The sequence below is a fragment of the Burkholderia sp. HI2500 genome (assembly GCF_002223055.1).
Lineage (GTDB): Bacteria > Pseudomonadota > Gammaproteobacteria > Burkholderiales > Burkholderiaceae > Burkholderia.
In genome coordinates this window covers 3064515-3082362 of record NZ_NKFL01000006.1, presented here as the reverse complement: position 1 = coordinate 3082362, position 17848 = coordinate 3064515, and the positions used below count along the sequence as shown (strand labels likewise).

The 17848-nt window shown below is 68.5% G+C and carries 17 protein-coding genes; 9 read left to right on the top strand and 8 right to left on the bottom strand.

From position 1 onward, the window contains the following. The first annotated feature begins 9 nt into the window (after window positions 1-9). The 5 genes from CFB45_RS31665 to CFB45_RS31645 all read left to right on the top strand — a co-directional run bounded on the left by CFB45_RS31665 (window position 10) and on the right by CFB45_RS31645 (window position 4466). Window positions 10-1101 carry a hemin-degrading factor gene (locus CFB45_RS31665; RefSeq protein WP_089428926.1) on the top strand — a complete coding sequence of 364 codons (1092 nt, stop codon included), beginning with the start codon at window positions 10-12 and terminating at the stop codon, window positions 1099-1101. After that, the gene (locus CFB45_RS31660) at window positions 1098-2015 is read left to right on the top strand and encodes a heme/hemin ABC transporter substrate-binding protein (RefSeq protein ID WP_089428925.1); all 918 of its coding nucleotides are present in this window, start codon (window positions 1098-1100) and stop codon (window positions 2013-2015) included. The genes CFB45_RS31665 and CFB45_RS31660 overlap by 4 nt, the downstream gene beginning before the upstream one ends. 15 nt (window positions 2016-2030) lie before the next feature. Then, window positions 2031-3119 (top strand): FecCD family ABC transporter permease, encoded by a 1089-nt coding sequence (locus CFB45_RS31655; protein ID WP_089428924.1) that lies wholly within the window; start codon window positions 2031-2033, stop codon window positions 3117-3119. 19 nt (window positions 3120-3138) lie between these two features. Beyond that, the gene (locus CFB45_RS31650) at window positions 3139-3960 is read left to right on the top strand and encodes a heme ABC transporter ATP-binding protein (RefSeq protein WP_089428923.1); all 822 of its coding nucleotides are present in this window, start codon (window positions 3139-3141) and stop codon (window positions 3958-3960) included. A gap of 119 nt (window positions 3961-4079) precedes the next feature. Then, window positions 4080-4466 carry a VOC family protein gene (locus tag CFB45_RS31645; protein ID WP_179255117.1) on the top strand — a complete coding sequence of 129 codons (387 nt, stop codon included), beginning with the start codon at window positions 4080-4082 and terminating at the stop codon, window positions 4464-4466. Between the two features lie 85 nt (window positions 4467-4551). Here CFB45_RS31645 and CFB45_RS31640 read toward each other — a convergent pair whose 3' ends face one another. Together CFB45_RS31640 and CFB45_RS31635 are read right to left on the bottom strand one after the other, a co-directional pair. After that, window positions 4552-5163 carry a trimeric intracellular cation channel family protein gene (locus CFB45_RS31640; protein WP_089428921.1) on the bottom strand — a complete coding sequence of 204 codons (612 nt, stop codon included), beginning with the start codon at window positions 5161-5163 and terminating at the stop codon, window positions 4552-4554. A gap of 8 nt (window positions 5164-5171) precedes the next feature. Then, window positions 5172-7295 (bottom strand): penicillin-binding protein 1A, encoded by a 2124-nt coding sequence (locus CFB45_RS31635; protein WP_089428920.1) that lies wholly within the window; start codon window positions 7293-7295, stop codon window positions 5172-5174. Window positions 7296-7532: 237 nt separating this feature from the next. Between CFB45_RS31635 and CFB45_RS31630 the strand changes: the two genes are divergently transcribed. Together CFB45_RS31630 and CFB45_RS31625 are read left to right on the top strand one after the other, a co-directional pair. Continuing rightward, window positions 7533-8327 carry an aminoglycoside phosphotransferase family protein gene (locus tag CFB45_RS31630; RefSeq protein WP_089428919.1) on the top strand — a complete coding sequence of 265 codons (795 nt, stop codon included), beginning with the start codon at window positions 7533-7535 and terminating at the stop codon, window positions 8325-8327. A 157-nt stretch (window positions 8328-8484) separates the two neighbouring features. Then, window positions 8485-9552, top strand: coding sequence for a zinc ribbon domain-containing protein (locus tag CFB45_RS31625; protein ID WP_179255130.1), 1068 nt, complete (start codon window positions 8485-8487; stop codon window positions 9550-9552). Window positions 9553-9756: 204 nt separating this feature from the next. Here CFB45_RS31625 and CFB45_RS31620 read toward each other — a convergent pair whose 3' ends face one another. From CFB45_RS31620 to CFB45_RS31605, 5 genes are all read right to left on the bottom strand, one after another. Then, entirely contained in the window at window positions 9757-10593 is an 837-nt protein-coding gene (locus CFB45_RS31620; RefSeq protein ID WP_089428917.1) for a bifunctional allantoicase/(S)-ureidoglycine aminohydrolase, read from the bottom strand. Between the two features lie 871 nt (window positions 10594-11464). Then, a complete protein-coding gene (locus CFB45_RS31615) occupies window positions 11465-11911 on the bottom strand; it encodes a hypothetical protein (RefSeq protein WP_043181055.1) in 447 nt (148 codons plus the stop codon). Between the two features lie 378 nt (window positions 11912-12289). Next, entirely contained in the window at window positions 12290-12949 is a 660-nt protein-coding gene (locus CFB45_RS31610; RefSeq protein ID WP_089428916.1) for a methyltransferase family protein, read from the bottom strand. Between the two features lie 169 nt (window positions 12950-13118). Continuing rightward, window positions 13119-13283, bottom strand: coding sequence for a hypothetical protein (locus CFB45_RS39205; protein WP_011353821.1), 165 nt, complete (start codon window positions 13281-13283; stop codon window positions 13119-13121). A 256-nt stretch (window positions 13284-13539) separates the two neighbouring features. Beyond that, window positions 13540-13959 carry an HIT family protein gene (locus CFB45_RS31605; RefSeq protein ID WP_043181059.1) on the bottom strand — a complete coding sequence of 140 codons (420 nt, stop codon included), beginning with the start codon at window positions 13957-13959 and terminating at the stop codon, window positions 13540-13542. 295 nt (window positions 13960-14254) lie between these two features. Here CFB45_RS31605 and CFB45_RS31600 point away from each other — a divergent pair, with 295 nt between their 5' ends. After that, window positions 14255-15430, top strand: a complete 1176-nt coding sequence (locus tag CFB45_RS31600) for a hypothetical protein (protein ID WP_179255116.1) — start codon at window positions 14255-14257, stop codon at window positions 15428-15430. Between the two features lie 192 nt (window positions 15431-15622). Next, window positions 15623-17023, top strand: a complete 1401-nt coding sequence (locus CFB45_RS31595; RefSeq protein ID WP_089428915.1) for a serine hydrolase domain-containing protein — start codon at window positions 15623-15625, stop codon at window positions 17021-17023. 89 nt (window positions 17024-17112) lie between these two features. Here the strand turns inward: CFB45_RS31595 and CFB45_RS31590 are convergent, their stop codons facing one another. Beyond that, a complete protein-coding gene (locus CFB45_RS31590) occupies window positions 17113-17736 on the bottom strand; it encodes a glutathione S-transferase family protein (protein ID WP_089428914.1) in 624 nt (207 codons plus the stop codon). Window positions 17737-17848: the final 112 nt, after the last annotated feature.

Genomic DNA, 17848 nt, shown 5'->3' with positions numbered 1-17848 from the left:
GAGTCCGACATGATGCAATCCGCCCTTCCCGGTCAACCCACCACGCCGGCCCGCGCAGCCGCCGCGCTGCGCGACGCGTTCATCCAGCTCAAGACCGAGCGCCAGCTGCGCAACCGCGACGTCGCACAGGCGCTCGGCGTCAGCGAAGGCGAGGCGCTCGCCGCGTTCGTCGGCGAGCACGTCGTGCGGCTCGACGCGCGCTTTCCGGCGATGTTCGAGGAAATGCCGCGCCTCGGTCGCGTGATGGCGCTCACGCGCAACGACACGGCTGTCCACGAAAAGGACGGCGAATACGCGCAGATGAGCCACGACGGCCCCGTCGGCCTAGCGCTCGGCGATATCGACTTGCGCATCTTCTATCGTCACTGGGTATCGGCATTCGCGGTGCGCGACGAGACCGCGCACGGCCCGCTGAAGAGCCTGCAGTTCTTCGACGCGCAGGGCCATGCGATCCACAAGGTCTACCTGCGCGCGCACAGCGACCACGCCGCGTACGACGCGTTCGTCGAGCGCTGGCGTGCGCCGTCGCAGGAGCCGGGCCTCGAGGTCGCGCCCGCCGCGCCGAAAACGCCCGAGCGCGCCGATACCGAGATCGACGTCGCGGGCTTCCGCGCCGCGTGGGACACGATGACCGACACGCACCAGTTCTTCGGCATCACGCAGCGCTTCGGCGTGAGCCGCATGCAGGCACTGCGGCTCGCCGATCCGCAATACGCGTATCCGGTCGAAACCTCACATGCGCTGCGCCACGTGCTCCAGCAGGCCGCGCAGAGCGGCCAGCCGATCATGGTGTTCGTCGGCAACGCAGGGATGATCCAGATCCATACCGGCCCCGTCGCGAACGTGCGCGAGGTTGGCGCGTGGATCAACGTGCTCGACCCGGGCTTCAACCTGCACGTGCGCGAAGACCTGATCGCCGCCGCGTGGGTCGTGAAGAAGCCGACGAGCGACGGCATCGTCACGTCGCTCGAACTGTTCGACCGGCAGGGCGACCACGTCGCGCTGCTGTTCGGCGAGCGCAAGCCCGGCAAGGTCGAACGCGACGACTGGCGCGCGCTCGTCGCGGCGCTGCCGGCCGCGGCACGCGGAGGCGCGCGGTGAGCGCGCGGCCGTTCGATCCGCGCCGCCGCGCGGTGCTGGCAAGCGCGGCGGCCGGCGCGCTCGCGGGCGCGCTGCCCGGCAGCGTGCTCGCCCAGGGTGTGCAGGCCGCACCGAAACGCGTGGTCGTGATCGGCGGCGCACTCGCGGAAACCGCGTTCGCGCTCGGCGGCGCGGAAACGCCGCGCTACCGGCTCGTCGGCGCCGACACGACCTGCACGTACCCCGACGCCGCGAAGCGGCTGCCGAAGGTCGGCTATCAGCGCGCGCTGTCGGCCGAGGGGCTGCTGTCGCTGCGGCCCGATCTCGTGCTCGCGTCGGCCGAAGCCGGCCCGCCCACCGCGATCGCGCAAGTCAAGAACGCCGGCGTTGCGGTGACGACGTTCGATGAACGCCACGACGTCGAATCGGTGCGCGCGAAGATCACCGGCGTCGCGCAGGCGCTCGACGTGCGCGACGCGGGCACCGCGCTGCTGCAACGTTTCGACCGCGACTGGCAGGCCGCGCGCGACGCGGTCGCCGCCCGTGCGCCCGGCGGCGCGCAGCCGCCGCGCGTGCTGTTCGTGCTGAACCATACCGGCAACCAGGCGCTCGTCGCCGGCCAGCGCACGGCCGCCGACGCGATGATCCGCTACGCGGGCGCGCGCAATGTGATGCAGGGCTTCGATCACTACAAGCCGCTGACGACCGAGGCGCTGGCCGCCGCCGCGCCCGACATCGTGCTGATCTCCGACGAAGGGCTCGCGGCCGTCGGCGGCCGCGCCGCGCTGCTCGCGACGCCCGGCTTCGTCGCGACGCCGGCCGGCCGCGCGCAGCGCGTGGTCGCGCTCGACGCGCTGTTCCTGCTCGGCTTCGGCCCGCGCCTGCCGCTCGCCGTCACGACCCTGCACCGACGCCTGTCGGATGCGCTCGCCTGATTCCGGATCGACCCGATGCCCGCTCACGCTTCGCCTTTCCCCGCATCGTCGCCCGCGTCAAGCGCCGGTGCCGCGCGCATCGGCGCGTCGCGCCGTTTCGCCCCGTTCGCGCTGGCCGCGCTCGCCTGCCTCGTATGCGCGATGTCCGTCGTCGCGCTGTGCGTCGGCGCCTATCGCATTCCGCTCGCGGAAGCCTGGGCCGCGCTGACCGGCGATGCGGCCGCACAGCAGGCGCGCGCGGTGCTGTTCGACATCCGCGCACCGCGCGTCGCGCTCGCGTTGCTGGTCGGCGGCGGCTTCGGCGCGACCGGCGCCGCGATGCAGGCGCTGTTCCGCAACCCGCTCGCCGATCCGGGGCTCGTCGGCGTGTCGAGCGGCGCCGCGCTCGGCGCGACGACGATGATCGTGCTCGGCCCCGCGCTCTTTGCCGCACACGTGAGCGCGGCCGCGTTGCCCATCGCCGCGTTCGCAGGCGCGCTCGCGGTCGCGGCGCTCGTCTATCGGCTCGCCGCGTCGCGCGGCCGGCTCGCGCTGCCGCTGCTGCTGCTCGCCGGCATCGCGATCAACGCGCTGGTCGGCGCGGCGATCGGGCTCCTCACGTTCGTCGCCGACGACGCGCAATTGCGCTCGCTGACCTTCTGGAGCCTCGGCAGCCTCGGCGGCGCGCAATGGTCCGCGCTGGCGGCCGTCGCGCCGTGCGTCGCGATCGGCTGCGTGCTGCTCGCGCGTGAACGCGACGCGCTGAATGCGTTGCAGCTCGGCGAAACCGAGGCGCTGCACCTCGGCGTGCCCGTGCAGCGGCTGAAGCGGCGCGTGCTCGTCGCGGTCGCGCTCGCGGTCGGCGCGCTGGTGTCGTGCGCGGGCATCATCGGCTTCATCGGGCTCGTCGCGCCGCATTGCGTGCGGCTCGCGTGCGGCCCCGACCAGCGCGTCGTGCTGCCGGGCGCCGCGCTGCTCGGCGCGCTGCTGACGCTCGCCGCCGATCTCGCCGCGCGCACCATTGCCGCGCCCGCCGAAATTCCGCTCGGCGTGCTGACCGCGCTGCTCGGCGCACCGTTCTTTCTCGCGCTGCTGTGGAAGAGCCGCGGCGCGCTCGGCGGCTAACCCTTCTTTCACGACGCTCATGCTGACCGCCCATCACCTCGACGTCGCCCGTCGACACAACGCGATCCTGCGCGACCTGTCGCTGTCGATCGAACCCGGCCGCGTGACCGCGCTGCTCGGCCGCAACGGCGCGGGCAAAAGCACGCTGCTGAAAACCTTCGCCGGCGAACTCACCGGCGGCATCGCGCCGAACGGCGTGCGCGTGACCGGCGACATCACGCTGAACGGCGAACCGCTCGCACGCATCGACGCACCGCGGCTCGCCTGCCTGCGCGCGGTGCTGCCGCAGGCCGCGCAGCCGGCGTTCCCGTTCAGCGTCGACGAAATCGTGCTGCTCGGCCGCTATCCGCATGCGCGGCGCAGCGGTGCGACGTCGCATCGCGATCGCGAGATCGCGTGGTGCGCGCTCGAACGCGCGGGCGCCGATGCACTCGTCGGCCGCGACGTCACGACGCTGTCCGGCGGCGAACTCGCGCGCGTGCAGTTCGCCCGTGTGCTCGCGCAGCTGTGGCCGGACGACGATGCGACGGAAAGCGGCCCGCGCTACCTGCTGCTCGACGAGCCGACCGCCGCGCTCGATCTCGCACATCAGCACCGCCTGCTCGAAACCGTGCGCGCCGTTGCACGCGAATGGCAGCTCGGCGTGCTCGCGATCGTGCACGACCCGAATCTCGCCGCACGGCATGCGGATACGATCGCGATGCTCGCCGACGGCACGATCGTCGCGCACGGCACGCCGCGCGACGTGATGACGCCGGCGCACATCGCGCAGTGCTACGGATTCGCGGTGAAGATGGTGGAAACCGGCGACGGTGCACCGCCGGTGATGGTGCCGGCGTAGCGCGGGCGTGTGCCGCAGGTCGCATGAGCTTTGAGTCGCGCGATGCCCTGCTTGATCGATGGCAACGACTGTCACGACGCATCATTCGCGCTTCGCGAATCCCCTTCAAGGAGACCCACGTGCCGCTTCCGATGACCCGCATCATCCTGTACGTCCAGGACGTCGCGTTGCTGAAGGCGTTCTACCAACGGTATTTTGATCTACCCGTCATCGAGGAAATCGAAAACGAGTGGGTCGTGCTCGGCGCAGGCGCCATCGAACTCGCGCTGCATCTCGCCGGCCCGGCGTTCCGCCACGCGGTGTCGGCTCACACGGAAGCGCGCGCGGAAACCAGCCACGTGAAGTTCGTGTTCTCGATCGACCGGGACATCGGCACGCATCGCGACCGGCTGGCCCGCAGCGGCGTGACGGTACGCGACCTCAAGCGCTATGAAGGGTTCGCGTACACGATGTACGACGGCATCGATCCGGAAGGCAACGTCTTCCAGGTGATGCAGGCCGACTGACGTTCCGTTCGGCCTGGGCGCTCACTCAAACGCCCCGGCCGACATCGCCCTCACCCAGCGCCGCACGGACGGCGCGCCTCCCCGCTCAATGCTCGAGATCCGCCGCGCCGAACGTCCGCATCTTCCACCCGAGCCGCACGGCGAGCATTCGCATCGAGAACCCGGCCGCCAGCGCGACGACCGTCGCGAAGCCCGCCTCGACGCCGAGATGCTGCATCCCGACATAGAGCCCGCCCGTGACGAACGCGACGCTCGCATACAGCTCCTCGCGCAGGATCAGCGGCATCTCGTTGCACAGCAGGTCGCGCAGCATCCCGCCGCAGACACCCGTGATCGCGCCGGCCAGCACGACGATGATCGGCGCAGTGCCCGTCGACGCGCCGACGTCGCAGCCGATGATCGTGAACGCCGCGAGGCCGATCGCATCGACGGTGACGAACAGCGTCTTCATGCGCGTGACATGCCGTGCGACCCACGACGCGACGGTCGCCGCGACGAGCGTGATCACCAGGTACTCGGGATGCGCGATCCAGCCGAGCGGATAGTGGCCGAGCAGCACGTCGCGCACGGTGCCGCCGCCGAGCGCCGTCACCGCGCCGACGAGCGCGAGCCCGAAGCGGTCCATCCCGCGGCGCATGCCCATCAGCGCCCCCGACATCGCTTCCGCGACGATCGCAATCAGATAAAGCGTATGCATGGTGCGCGTCAGTCATCCGTCCGGAACAGGTCGAGCACGCGTTCGCGCTCGGCCGCATCGACCGCGGCAGGCATTGGCTCGGCAGGCTTGCCGTTGTTGCCCGGCGCGTCGGACGCACCGCCCACCGCCGCCGCCCCGCCGCACGCGAAGCGGCTGCGGATGTACGACGGCACGTCGGCCGTGCACGTGCCGCGCGTGTATTCGGCGTAGACGAAGTCACCGTCGACGAGTGCGACGTCCTGCGGCGGCGTTGCCTCGACCGGCGTACGCCCGTCGACGGCCGTCTTCATGTAGTCGAGCCAGACCGGCAGCGCCAGCGACGCACCGGTCGCGCGCCCCATCGGGCGCGGCGTGTCGTAGCCGAGCCACGCAACGGCGACGATGCCCGACGAGTAGCCGGCGAACCAGACATCCTTCGAGCCGTTCGACGTGCCCGTCTTGCCGGCCGCGTCGTCGCGGCGCAGCGCGAGCGCGCCGCGCGCGGTGCCGGACTTCACGACGTCGCGCAGCATGCTGTCCATCACGAACGCGTTGCGCGCCGACACGACGCGCTCACCCGACGGCGCCGTCGCCTCGTATATCGCGCCGCCGTGACGCTGCTTCACCGACAGGATCAGGCGCGGCTCCATCCGCGTGCCGCCGTTCGCGAACACGCTGTACGCGCTCGCCAGTTCGAGCGGCGTCACGGCGCCCGCGCCGAGCGCGAGCGGCAGCGACGCCGGATTGCGCTGCGCGTCGAAGCCGAAGTGCACCGCGTGCTGCTGCACGTAGCGCGCGTCAGTGGCCTGCATCAGGCTGACCGCCACCAGGTTCTTCGAGCGCATGAGCCCGCGCCGCACCGGAATGAATCCCTCGTAGTTGTTGGCGAAATTGCGCGGGCGCCATGGACGCGCGCCGGTTTCCTCATGCGTGAGCGTGCGCTGCGTATCGTCGACGAGCACGCCCGGGAAGTAGCCCTTTTCCAGCGCCGCCGAATAGACGAACGGCTTGAAGCTCGAACCCGGCTGGCGATACGCCTGCAGCGCATGGTCGAATACGTTGCGGTTGAAATCCGCGCCGCCGACGAGCGCGAGCATGTCGCCGGTTGCCGCGTCGAGCGATACCAGTGCGCCTTCGAGCCCGTTGCGCGCATCGCGCTGCGCGCGCGGCTGGCGGCTCAGCGTGCGGGCGAGCGACGATTCGGCCGCGCGCTGGTCGCGCATCGAGATCGTCGTCGTCACGTCGAGGCCGAGCGTATAGGCATCGTCATGGAAACGCTCGACCATCATCCGGCGCGCGCGCTCGGCGACGTACGGCGCCGCGATGATCCCCGGCGGCGGCGTGGTAGCCAGCGCGATCGGCGCGTCGACGGCCGCGCGGTACGTCGTTTCGTCGAGCTGGCCGAGCGCATGCATCCGGCCGAGCACGTAGTTGCGCCGCGCGGTCGCGCGTGCCGGATTGACGACCGGGTTGAACGCGGACGGCGCCTTCGGCAGCCCCGCGAGCACCGCCGCCTCGCCCACGCTCAGCGCGTCGAGCGGCTTGCCGAAATACACGTTCGCGGCCGCCGCGAAACCGTAGGCCCGCTCGCCGAGATAGATCTCGTTCATGTACAGCTCGAGCAGCTTGTCCTTGCTGTATTCGCGTTCGAGCTTGGTCGCCATCAGGATCTCGGCGAGCTTGCGGCTCAGCACCTTGTCGCGCGTCAGGTAGAAGTTGCGCGCGACCTGCATCGTGATCGTGCTGCCGCCCTGCCCCGGCTGCCCCGTCACGACATTCGCGAACGTCGCGCGCGCGAGGCCGTTGAAATCGACCGCGCCGTGCTGGTAGAACTTCGCGTCCTCGGCCGCGAGCAGCGCCTGCCGCATCAGCGGCGGGATGCGTTCGAGCGGCACGAACTCGCGCCGCTCGACACCGTATTCGGCCAGCAGGTCGCCGTCGCGCGAGAAGATCCGCAGCGGCAACGCGGGACGGTACACGGCGAGGTGCTCGACGGACGGCAACTGCGTCCAGATCCGCTGGATCGTCCATGCGCCGATGCCCGCGCAGGCGACCGTCAGGCCGAGCAGCGCGCCCGCAAGCGTGCGCCACACACGGCGACGGCGTGGCGGTGGCGCGGATGGCGGCGGCGGGGATGCGGTGTGGTCGGTCATGTCGGGCTCCTTCTTCGATGCTGTGGCGGCCGGTGCGCGAGAGGCACCGACGGTCACGAAAGGCGCGCATTGTCGAAGGGATGGCACGAAACCGGAACATTCTTTAGCCAAAGTTTGGCTGGCTAAATTTTATTTAGGAAAGTGTGCCTTGGCCGTTCACGTCGCATCTGCGACCGCGTGACGCACCGTTGGACGAACCGTGCTGCGCGCGATCCGGTTCGGCGGTAGCATCGGGTGATGTTCGATCGATACCTCGGCCTGTGGGGCCTCGTTCCTGACGGCGGCCCGATCCTGACCGCGAGCGGCGGCCTGTTGCCCGTCGTCTGGCAATCGCGGCCGGCGATGTTGAAAGTCGCTACCTGCGACGAAGAACGTCGCGGTAATGCGCTGATGACCTGGTGGAACGGGCAAGGCGCCGCGCAGGTGTGGCAGCACGACGGCGATGCGATTCTGCTCGAACGGGCGCAGCCGGAACCGACGCTGGCCGGCTTTTCGGCATCGGGGCATGACGACGATGCGATGCGCATCGCGTGTGATGTCGTCGCGCGGCTGCATGCGTATCGTGCTTCGGAGCCGCCTTCGGTCGTGCCGCTGCATGACTGGTTTCAGGCGCTGTTGTCTGACGCGTCAGCCAATGACGTGCTTCGTTGCTCGGGAACGGTCGCGCGCCAGCTGCTGGACGGGCCGGCCGTCGACGAAGTCGTCCTGCACGGCGACATCCATCACGGCAACATTCTCCATTTCGGCGAGCGCGGCTGGCGTGCGATCGACCCGAAAGGCCTGCGCGGCGATCGCGCGTTCGACTACGCGAACCTGTTCTGCAATCCGTCGCACGATATTGCGGTCGATCCGGTGCGGTTCGAACAGCGTGTCATAGTCGTGGCCGATGCTGCACGGCTCGACAGGCGCCGGTTACTGCAGTGGATTCTCGCGTGGTCGGGTTTGTCGGCCGTGTGGCTGATCGAGGACGGCCTGTCGCCCGATACACGGCTGCAGGTCGCGACGCTCGCGGCGGCGGCGCTCGGCCTATAGCCACACGCATCGCCCGTGAAAACACGTTCATCATGAATTCCCGCGGAACGCGGGAAGACCGACGGCTCCCGGCCAGGAGGGGACGTTCGACAAGGGTGCGGGAATCGTCGACAATCAAGCCCGCTTATATAACCATTCCAACAAAGGCAAAACAATGATGACTTCCAGCGACGGCCTGACCAGTCCGGCACGTCTCCTGCGGATAGCCTCGTGGGTAATTGCGATCATCTTCGCTGTCTTTCTGAACATGCTCGGCAGTCTCGTGATTCGCGACATGGCCTTCGCTCCGAGGGGCGGGCCGCCCGTCGTCGAGCAATTCGCGGATGCGCCATTGAAGGCGCGGCTGGATGCAGCCCGGCGCGATCTGCAGGCACGGCACGACGCGCTTGCCGAGAAGGCCGACGCAATGGAGGTGGCTCGCGGACGCGCCGCGAAGGAGTACGCGGCCGAGAAAGAAAGTTTCCGCAACTGGCTGGCAACCCGCTCGGTGACGGGAGACAGTGCGAGGGACCCGGACATTCTGGCGCGAACTCGCAAGCTGGATACGCTCCAGGCCGTGGTCGTCAACTGGCAGCATCAGATCGATGCGATCGGCGACCAGCAACGGGCCCTGGCGTCGCAGCAGACTCAAGTCGACACGCAAATCGCCGACGCGGACGCGGCAGCCCAACAGCGCTTCGAAAAGGCGAACCGGCATTACGAGTTGCAGGTGTTCGGACTGCGGCTTGCGCTCACACTGCCGATTCTGCTGATGGCGATCTGGCTGTTCGTGCGCTATCGCAAGATGCGCTACTGGCCTTTCGTGTATGGCTTCGGCCTGTTTTCACTGAGCGCGTTTTTCATCGAACTGGTCCCGTACTTGCCGAATTTCGGCGGCTATGTCCGGGTCCTGGTCGGCATTGCGCTCACGGTGTTCGCCGGCCTTTACATGATGAAGGCCTTTCAGCGCTATGCCGAACGCAAGCGGCTCGAATTGCAGCAGGACCAGGGAGAACGTGCGCGCACGATCGGATACGAAAAGGCCGTTCGCTCACTCGAGAAAAAGCGCTGCCCGTCCTGCGACAAACAATGGAATCTCGGCGGCGACGACTCCACGTTCTGCGTGCATTGCGGATTGCGGCTCTTCAACGTATGCGGATGCGGTGGCCGGAATTTCTTCTTCTTCCCGCATTGCCATCAATGTGGCGCGACGCAGGGCAATGAGTCGCCGGCGGCATCCGACTGACGGTCGGTGGGTTCGCAACACGCACTGGCTGGATTCCGTCGATGCCGGGTTGAATCCGCAGGTGATACCTGCCGTTGGAACCGCGGCCACCCGACCGCCGGAAACGGGGCGTCAAACGGCCCGCCTGGAAACCCGCGAAGAACCCGAAAAAAAACCCGCCGGCATTCACCGGCGGGCTTTCACATCCAACTGCCTGAACGACGCTTAACGCGCCGGATTCAGCAACAGGTTCATGTGACGGTTCACATCTTTGTACAGCAGGTAACGGAAGCGCCCAGGCCCACCCGAGTAGCACGCCTGCGGGCAGAAAGCACGCAACCACATGAAGTCACCGGCTTCGACCTCGACCCAATCCTGGTTCAGCCGATAAACAGCCTTCCCTTCGAGCACATACAACCCGTGCTCCATCACGTGCGTTTCAGCGAACGGAATCACGCCGCCCGGCTCGAACGTCACGATGTTCACGTGCATGTCGTGGCGCATGTCGCTCATGTCGACGAAGCGCGTCGTCACCCATGCGCCGTTGGTGCCCGGCATCGGGATCGGCTCGACGTCCTGCTCGTTGGTCACGAAGGCTTCCGGCAGCGGAATGCCGTCGACGGCCTGATAGTGCTTGCGCACCCAGTGGAAACGCACCGCGGCATCGCTGACGTTGTGCAGCGTCCAGTCCGCGCCCGGCGGAATGAACGCGTAGCCGCCCGGCTTCAGCACGTGCTTCGTGCCTTGCAGCGTCAGCTCGGCTTCGCCTTCGACGACGAACAGCACCGCTTCGGCGTTCTTGTCCTGCTCGGGCTTGTCGCTGCCGCCGCCCGGGCTCACTTCGACGATGTACTGCGAGAAGGTTTCCGCGAACCCCGACAGCGGGCGGGCGATCACCCACAGGCGCGTGTTCGTCCAGAACGGCAGCCAGCTCGTGACGATGTCGCGCATCACACCCTTCGGGATCACCGCGTACGCCTCGGTGAACATCGCGCGATCGGTCAGCAGATCGGTCTGCGGCGGGTGGCCGCCGTGCGGCGCGTAATACGTTGTCTTAGACATAGTGCATCCAGGCAATGGGTTGGTCCGGCCCCGGGTGCCAACGGCATCGGGCGGCACGTACGCGCGTGGGGCACGCATGCGGCGGCGGGACATCGTTGCCGGGGTGGCTTGAAGGCGCATGCGCCTTCGTTCGGTCGGCCAGGCTTCGCGACGGGTCCGTCCGGTTCTTCGGACGTAGCGGCCCGTGCTTGTGGGGCCGGCGACCGGGCCGTGGCGCTCGCGATCATGCGGGAGACGCGGCCAGCGGCACGGTGCGATGCCGTACGCGAGCATCGCCGACGATAGCGAACTCATTCGCAATCGACCAATTAAATGTTGCGATGGATTCCATTCGATTTCCCACTACCAGCCGGCAGCCGCGATACGCGGTAAGGACGCGCGAAACGACGCTCTGGCTATCAGGGAAATCCTGACGGACGGGGCAACGCGCATGTTTGCCCGGACGCTACCGGACAGATGAAAAGCCGCAGCCGCTGTAGCGACACACGCGGTGCGCGATACATCCGGTTACGCAGACTGGATCGCGCCGACGTGCGCACGGCAGCAAGCCGCACCGCGCCAGTCATGAGCCGCCGTCAGGCCGCAGAACGGGGGCAACGGAAATCGAATGGAACGCGAATGGTCTCGGTGCTCCTCGGACGCATTCAGTCACGAGAGTCGATGGAGTCGGAAAACGGGGAAATACAGCGAGGCGGGAAACTTGCCGGCCCGTCGATCGGGCATCTGGCCGCGGCTGAGGAAGCCAGAAGGGTATTCGCCGGTCTGGCCGGCGATGACGGCCCGGCAGGCCGCCGGGCCGAATCTCGCGTCGGGTGCCGACGCCGTCGGCGCGCCGGTGCGCGGTTCGCGCACCGAGCCGCGCCAGCGGCGATCAGTCCCAGTCGCGGTGATGGTGATGCTTGCGGTGGCGGTAGCCACGATCGCCGCGACCGCCGTAATCGCGCTCGTACGAGCTGCGCGACATGTTGCCGCCGAGGGCCGCGCCGGCACCGCCGCCGACCGCCGCACCCAGCAGGCCGCCCGTGCGGCCGCCCATCGCGTTGCCTGCCGCGGTACCTGCGCCGCCGCCGAGGGCGCCGCCGATGATCGCGCCGGTGCGCTCGCGACGGTTCGACGTCACCGCGCCACCCGCGCCGCCGCCGATGGCGCCGCCGATCACCGAGCCCGTGCTGCCGCCGAGCGCACCGCCGACCGCTGCGCCGGCTACCCCGCCGAGCGCGCCGCCAAGCGCGTTGTTCATGTCACCTGCCATGGCCGGCAGTGCAGTCGCGCCGGTCAAAGCGGCGACGACGAGAGCGGGGGCGATTTTCTTCCACATTCCCGTATTCTTCCTTGTTCGCAATCTGGTTATTGAAGGTCCGCTCGGTACGACGATCTGAATCGATCGACGTCGTGTCAGGCATTGTGCCGAACCGCGGACCAATTCATTTCAATGAGCTTGCGGCGAAGAATAGCACCGGTCCCCCATCCTTGCCGTGGACATTCTGGTAACAAGTTGTTTACGAATAAGCGCGTTCGAACAGCCGCACCGGAATGCCCGCAAACCCGCGCCAGCATTGGCTTCGCCGACGGTCCGGCCCTGTGGAACGACAGGCCGCCCATCCACGGCGTCGCACGTTTGCGACACACGTGGCAACACATCGGGAACGGATCGTGGGCAGCGCCCGAAACGGCGGTGGGAAAGAAATGAAGAGGGTCAGTACACGCCCGGCAGCAGACGCCAGGTCCGCGCGCAATACGCGTCGTATTCGGCGCCGAATTGGGCACGCAGCAGCGCCTCCTCGGAGCGAATGCGCGCGACGAGCGGCACCATCATCAATGCGACCAGCAGCACGCCGACACCCGAGCGGAATGCCAGCGCCCACCCGACGGAATTGACGACCAGGCCGAGATAGCTCGGATTGCGGATGCGGCGGTAGATGCCGTCGGTCACGAGCGTATGGCCCGGCTGGATCGCGACGAGCCCGCTGAAGCGCTTGCCGAGCACGAATACGGGCCAGATGCGCAGCACGCCGCCCACGATGTACAGCACGACGCCGATCCAGCGCACCGCCTCGCCGCCGAAAGTCCAGAAGTCGAGCCGGTCGGTCAGCGCAGGCAGGTATGCGAGCAGGAACCCGCTCACCCCGAACGCCGCGAGCACCCAGCGGTTGTCGCGGTTCTCGCGCTCGCCGCTGCTCAGGTTGCCTTCGGTGAACAGCGCGGCGACGGCCATCGCGAGCGTCGCGACGACGACGACCGTCAGCGGTGGATGCGAGAAGAACGCCGCGAACCCGCCGCTGCCAAGCACCGCGAGCCCGAGATAGACGAGCGTGGAGATGGCCGACGCGACTGCGACCTTGCGGGTGACTGCCATGGCTGCCTCACCGGAACGCGGAATGCGGAATGCGCTTTCCTGTGAAGTATAGGAAGCGCGCGCACGCCGCGCTGCGCACCGCCGTCATGCGATACGCGAATCCGCGCGAGTCTCCGGCGCAACGTGTTGGCACTGACCGATGCGGCCGGCAGCTACGCCCGATGCCCGATCAGCGGATGCGGAAGTTGCCGCCGATCCCGACGCTGACGGGCGGCGCGTAATACGCCGGCGCATAGCCGTAGTAGGCCGGCGCGGGCGCGTAGCCGTACGGCGGCGCGACGTAGCAGCCGGACAGGCCGCCGATCAGGGCAAGCGTGATGAGAAGTCTGGTCATGGCTCGATTCCCGGCGCGAAAGACGAATGGCACCTCGCGAAAGCCTTGTCGCCATGAAAGGCGGCCGGCCGGCACGAAGAGGCGATCCGCCCTTCCTGTCGCTCGGTGAAGCAATGCGCGGAGTCTAGCGCCGGGTGGGCCGAGACGAGTTTCGCCGGCGGTTACACGTGTTACCTCGCATGACCGCTGAAACAGGCGTTGGCACGGCGGCGAGCCGGTACGCCAAGCCGTGCCGTCGCCGAATGCAATCGACGCGTTACACGAAACGCGCGCGAATGCGCTGGGCGAGCGCTTCGAGCGTCGCCGCGTCGGCGATCTCGCGCGCATGCATTCGCAGCTCGGCGCCTTCCCAGCGCGGAATCACGTGGAAGTGCACATGCGGCACCGTCTGGCCGGCGGCCGCGCCGTTGAACTGGCCGATGAACACGCCGTCCGGCTCGAGCGCCGCGCGCACCGCCGCCGCGACGCGCTGCGTCATGCGGATGCCGGCCGCGGCTGCATCGCCGGACAACTCGAAGATCTGCGCGGCCGGCTCCTTCGGGATCACGAGCACGTGGCCGTCGGCCTGCGGCATCAGATCCATGATCGCGAGGGTCGCGTCGTCTTCCGCGACTTTCACGCACGGCAGTTCGCCGCGCAGGATCTTGGCGAACGGGTTGTTGTTGTCGTAGGACATGGCGTTTTCCGATTACGGTTGGACTGGGAGAGGGGGAAAGCGATGCCGGACGATTATCGGCCGACGGCGGGTCGGATTTCAACTTGTCGGGCCGCATCGCCCTTGCGGCGAACAATGGCCGCCGGCTCGCCTGCAACATCGGTAACGGAATGGAATATCCGGCCGTCGCCATCCGTTTATTTCGAGCGTGGGTTCACGCGGCAACAGCACGATCGCGAACCCGCGCCGGACACCCGTCGGCTGCGCAGGCCGGCAGCCGGGATGACTGCTCGCGATCATCAACCGGAGTCATGCCATGGACCCTCTCCCCTCCTGTCGTTCCCCCGCCACGCCCGTCCTTGCGGTTGATCCGCCGGTCGTCGCGCGCGTCCGGCGCACGCTTGCGCATTCGCTATGCCGCGCGGCATGCGGCGCCGGGCTGGTCGCGTTGTCGTCGGCGTTCGCATGGGCCGGCGGCAGCGACATCATCTTGCCGATTCCATCGTTTACCGCGTCGACCGTGCCCGCCAACGGCGATGTCAATCCGTACGGCATCGCGTTCGTGCCGCGCGGCGTGCCGAGCTGGAGCACGCTGAAACCCGGCGACGTCGTCGTGTCCAACTTCAACGCGGCGTCGAACACGCAAGGCACCGGCACGACGATCGTGAAGCTGTCGCCCGGCAAGACGCCGGCGGCCTTCTTCCAGGGCAGCAATCTCGGCCTGACGACCGCGCTCGCGGTGCTGCGCAGCGGCTTCGTGCTGGTCGGCAACGTCCCGGCGCCGGACGGCAAGACCGTCGTGCCGCCGGGGTCGCTGCTCGTCATCGGTCCGCAAGGCAATCTCGTCACGCAACTCAGCAGCGCGGCGCTGCTCGACGGGCCGTGGGACATGACCGTGATCGATCGCGGCCAGCGCGTGACCGCATTCGTGTCGAACGTGCTGAACGGAACGGTCTCGCGCATCGAACTCGCGATCGGCGACAACGGCGCCACGATGCTGCCGGGCTCGCGCGTCATCGCGTCGGGCTACGTGAATCGAACCGATCCCAGTGCACTCGTCGTCGGCCCGACCGGCCTCGCTTACGACCCGAACAGCGACGTGCTGTATGTCGCCTCCACCGGCGACAACGCCGTGTTCGCGATCCAGAACGCGGCGTCGACGAATCGCAACGGCGGCGTCGGACGGATGATCTACTTCGACGCGGCACACCTGCACGGCCCGCTCGCGCTGGCGCTCGCACCGAACGGCCATCTCGTGACCGCGAACGGCGACGCGGTCAACGCCGACCCGCAGCAGCCGAGCGAGATCGTCGAATTCACGGTGGACGGGCGCTTCGTCGCGCAAATGCAGGTCGACACCGTGCCGGGGGCCGCCTTCGGCCTCGCGTTCGGGCACGGCAGCAAAGGCCAGCTGGAATTCGCAGCCGTCGACGACAACACGAATACCGCGACGGTCTGGACCCTGCGCTCCGACAACAACAACGCGCAGTAACGCGCCGCCTGGACGGGCCGCATGCGGCCCGTTCGCCCCAGACGATCGACACATGCGCGTCACACACGCCGGGCACCTTGCGCGCTGTCGGCGCCGCCCGGCGTCGCCCGCACCCGCGATTGCCACCGCCGGCCCGAACCTGCGACACTGCCGGTTCAGGTTCCGCCTGCCGACAATCGAGGACGCTCGCGCATGACGATCCCCTTCAAGAAGCTGATCCTGCGCGGCGTCGCGCTCGCCGTCGTCGCCGCGGTCGGCTACACGGGCCATATGTTGTCCCGGCTCGCGCCGATCGCGACCGGCTATGCGGCGAAGGCGCTGTGTTCCGGCGTGTACGTGTCGGGCCGCCCGGCCGCGTCCGTGATCGACGTCGACATCATGGCGGGCGTGCACCCACTGCTGAAACTGGTACACCCGTCGATCGACCCCGACCATCATCGCGCGACGGCGACCTTCGCCGGCTTCGCCGAACGCGAAGCCGACTTCCGGCCCGGGCTCGGCTGCACGCTCGCGCTCGGGCCGTCGCCCGGTGCGTTGCCGGCCGCGCTGCCGCCTCTCCCCGATCCGCCGTCCACACAGCCGGCCCCGGCCACGCTGCCGGCCGGCATCGACGCGCAGAAGCTGCAGACCGCGCTCGACCGCGCGTTCGACGAGCCCGATCCGGCGCGGCCGCGGCGCACGCGCGCGGTCGTCGTGATGTGGCGCGGCCAGGTGATCGCCGAACGCTATGCGCCCGGCTTCACCGCCGACACGCCGCTGCCCGGCTGGTCGATGACGAAGACCGTCACGGCCGCACTGGTCGGCACGCTCGTCGCGCAGCACAAGCTGTCGCCCGATGCGTCGGCGCTGCTGCCCGAATGGCGCGGCGGCGGCGATCCGCGCGCGGCCATCACGCTCGACGAGCTGCTGCGGATGACGAGCGGCCTGCAATTCAACGAGGACTACGACGACCCGCTGTCCGACGTCGCATTGATGCTGTACGCGCAGCCCGATACCGCGCGGTTCGCGTCGGCGAAGCCGCTCGCCGCGACACCCGGCGCGCGGTGGTCCTACTCGAGCGGCACGAGCGCGATCCTCGCGCGCGTGATGCGCGAGGCACTGGGCGGCAGCAACGCCGACTACCTCGCGTTACCGCACCGCGCGCTGTTCGCGCCGCTCGGGATGCGCAGCGCGGTGTTCGAACCCGATGCGTCCGGCACGCTCGTCAGCCCGTCGTACATGTATGCGAGCGCACGCGACTGGGCGCGCTTTGGGCAACTGCTGCTGCAGGATGGCGTGTGGGGCGGGCAGCGGCTGCTGCCGGACGGCTGGGTGCGCTACCTGACGCGCACGACGCCGCAGTCGGCGCGACAGGAGTATGGCGCGCAGCTGTGGGTCAAGGTGCCGGAGCCGTTCAACGATCGCGATCCGCATGCGGTCGCGATGCCGGCCGACGCGTTTCATGCGGTCGGCCATGAAGGCCAGTTCGTGAGCGTGGTGCCGAGCCGGCAGCTGGTGGTCGTGCGGCTCGGGCTGTCGCGGCCGGAATCCGCGTGGAATCACGAGGCGTTTCTCGCGCGCGTGCTCGACGCGGTGCCGGCGCCCGGCGCGTGACAACGGGCCCGAGGGCCCGTGCATATCGGTCGTGACGCAAACGCGATGGCGCTTGCCACGGCGCCGCCTCGCACACTACCCGCGACGCATCACGGGTTCGCGCTGCCCGCGTATTTCTGGAAGCCTTCGCGCGTCGCGAGACGTTCGATATAGCGCGACACCGCCGGGAAATCCGGATGCTCGAACGGCGTGCCGAACCAGCGGTTCACCGACAGGCCGATCGGAATGTCCGCGAGCGTGAAGCCGTTGCCGGCCACGTACGCACCGGTCGCTTCGAGCTGCGCGTTCAGCACCTGCATGTGCTTCGTCCAGCCCGCGATCGACTGCGCGATGCCGGCCGGGTCCTGGTGATCGGGCGATTTGCGCACGAGGCCGAGGAACGCGCCGACCCACGAGCGGTTCAGATCCGCGCCCTGCCAGTCGATCCATTGATCGACCCGCGCGCGCGCCTGCGGCTCGGCCGGATACAGCGCGTCGCCGCCGTAGCGGTTCGCGAGGTAGCGGATGATCGTGTTCGATTCCCAGAGCACGAAATCGTCGTCCTTGATGACGGGCACGAGACCGTTCGGATTCAGCGCGAGATAGGCCGGATCGTGGGTCGTGCGGAAGCCCGCGCCCCAGTCTTCCTGTTCGAACGGCAGGTTCAGCTCGGTGCACAGCCACAGCACCTTGCGAACGTTGATGGACGGGATCTTGCCGAGGATGTGCAGCATGCAGTCTCCTTGTGAGGTCGGATGCGGGGCGCCCGGGACGCACGACAGTTCCCGAACGCGTACACGCCGAATTTATCAGGTTTGCTCCGAGAACCCTCGTCCTTTCCCCAAG

Excerpts from the sequence above, each read along its gene's own strand:
- CFB45_RS31665 (WP_089428926.1), top strand. The coding sequence starts at position 10 with ATGATGCAATCCGCCCTTCCCGGTCAACCCACCACGCCGGCCCGCGCA.
- CFB45_RS31655 (WP_089428924.1), top strand. The coding sequence starts at position 2,031 with ATGCCCGCTCACGCTTCGCCTTTCCCCGCATCGTCGCCCGCGTCAAGC.
- CFB45_RS31650 (WP_089428923.1), top strand. The coding sequence starts at position 3,139 with ATGCTGACCGCCCATCACCTCGACGTCGCCCGTCGACACAACGCGATC.
- CFB45_RS31640 (WP_089428921.1), bottom strand. The coding sequence starts at position 5,163 with ATGCATACGCTTTATCTGATTGCGATCGTCGCGGAAGCGATGTCGGGG.
- CFB45_RS31635 (WP_089428920.1), bottom strand. The coding sequence starts at position 7,295 with ATGACCGACCACACCGCATCCCCGCCGCCGCCATCCGCGCCACCGCCA.
- CFB45_RS31630 (WP_089428919.1), top strand. The coding sequence starts at position 7,533 with ATGTTCGATCGATACCTCGGCCTGTGGGGCCTCGTTCCTGACGGCGGC.
- CFB45_RS31625 (WP_179255130.1), top strand. The coding sequence starts at position 8,485 with ATGACTTCCAGCGACGGCCTGACCAGTCCGGCACGTCTCCTGCGGATA.
- CFB45_RS31620 (WP_089428917.1), bottom strand. The coding sequence starts at position 10,593 with ATGTCTAAGACAACGTATTACGCGCCGCACGGCGGCCACCCGCCGCAG.
- CFB45_RS31615 (WP_043181055.1), bottom strand. The coding sequence starts at position 11,911 with ATGTGGAAGAAAATCGCCCCCGCTCTCGTCGTCGCCGCTTTGACCGGC.
- CFB45_RS31610 (WP_089428916.1), bottom strand. The coding sequence starts at position 12,949 with ATGGCAGTCACCCGCAAGGTCGCAGTCGCGTCGGCCATCTCCACGCTC.
- CFB45_RS39205 (WP_011353821.1), bottom strand. The coding sequence starts at position 13,283 with ATGACCAGACTTCTCATCACGCTTGCCCTGATCGGCGGCCTGTCCGGC.
- CFB45_RS31605 (WP_043181059.1), bottom strand. The coding sequence starts at position 13,959 with ATGTCCTACGACAACAACAACCCGTTCGCCAAGATCCTGCGCGGCGAA.
- CFB45_RS31600 (WP_179255116.1), top strand. The coding sequence starts at position 14,255 with ATGGACCCTCTCCCCTCCTGTCGTTCCCCCGCCACGCCCGTCCTTGCG.
- CFB45_RS31595 (WP_089428915.1), top strand. The coding sequence starts at position 15,623 with ATGACGATCCCCTTCAAGAAGCTGATCCTGCGCGGCGTCGCGCTCGCC.
- CFB45_RS31590 (WP_089428914.1), bottom strand. The coding sequence starts at position 17,736 with ATGCTGCACATCCTCGGCAAGATCCCGTCCATCAACGTTCGCAAGGTG.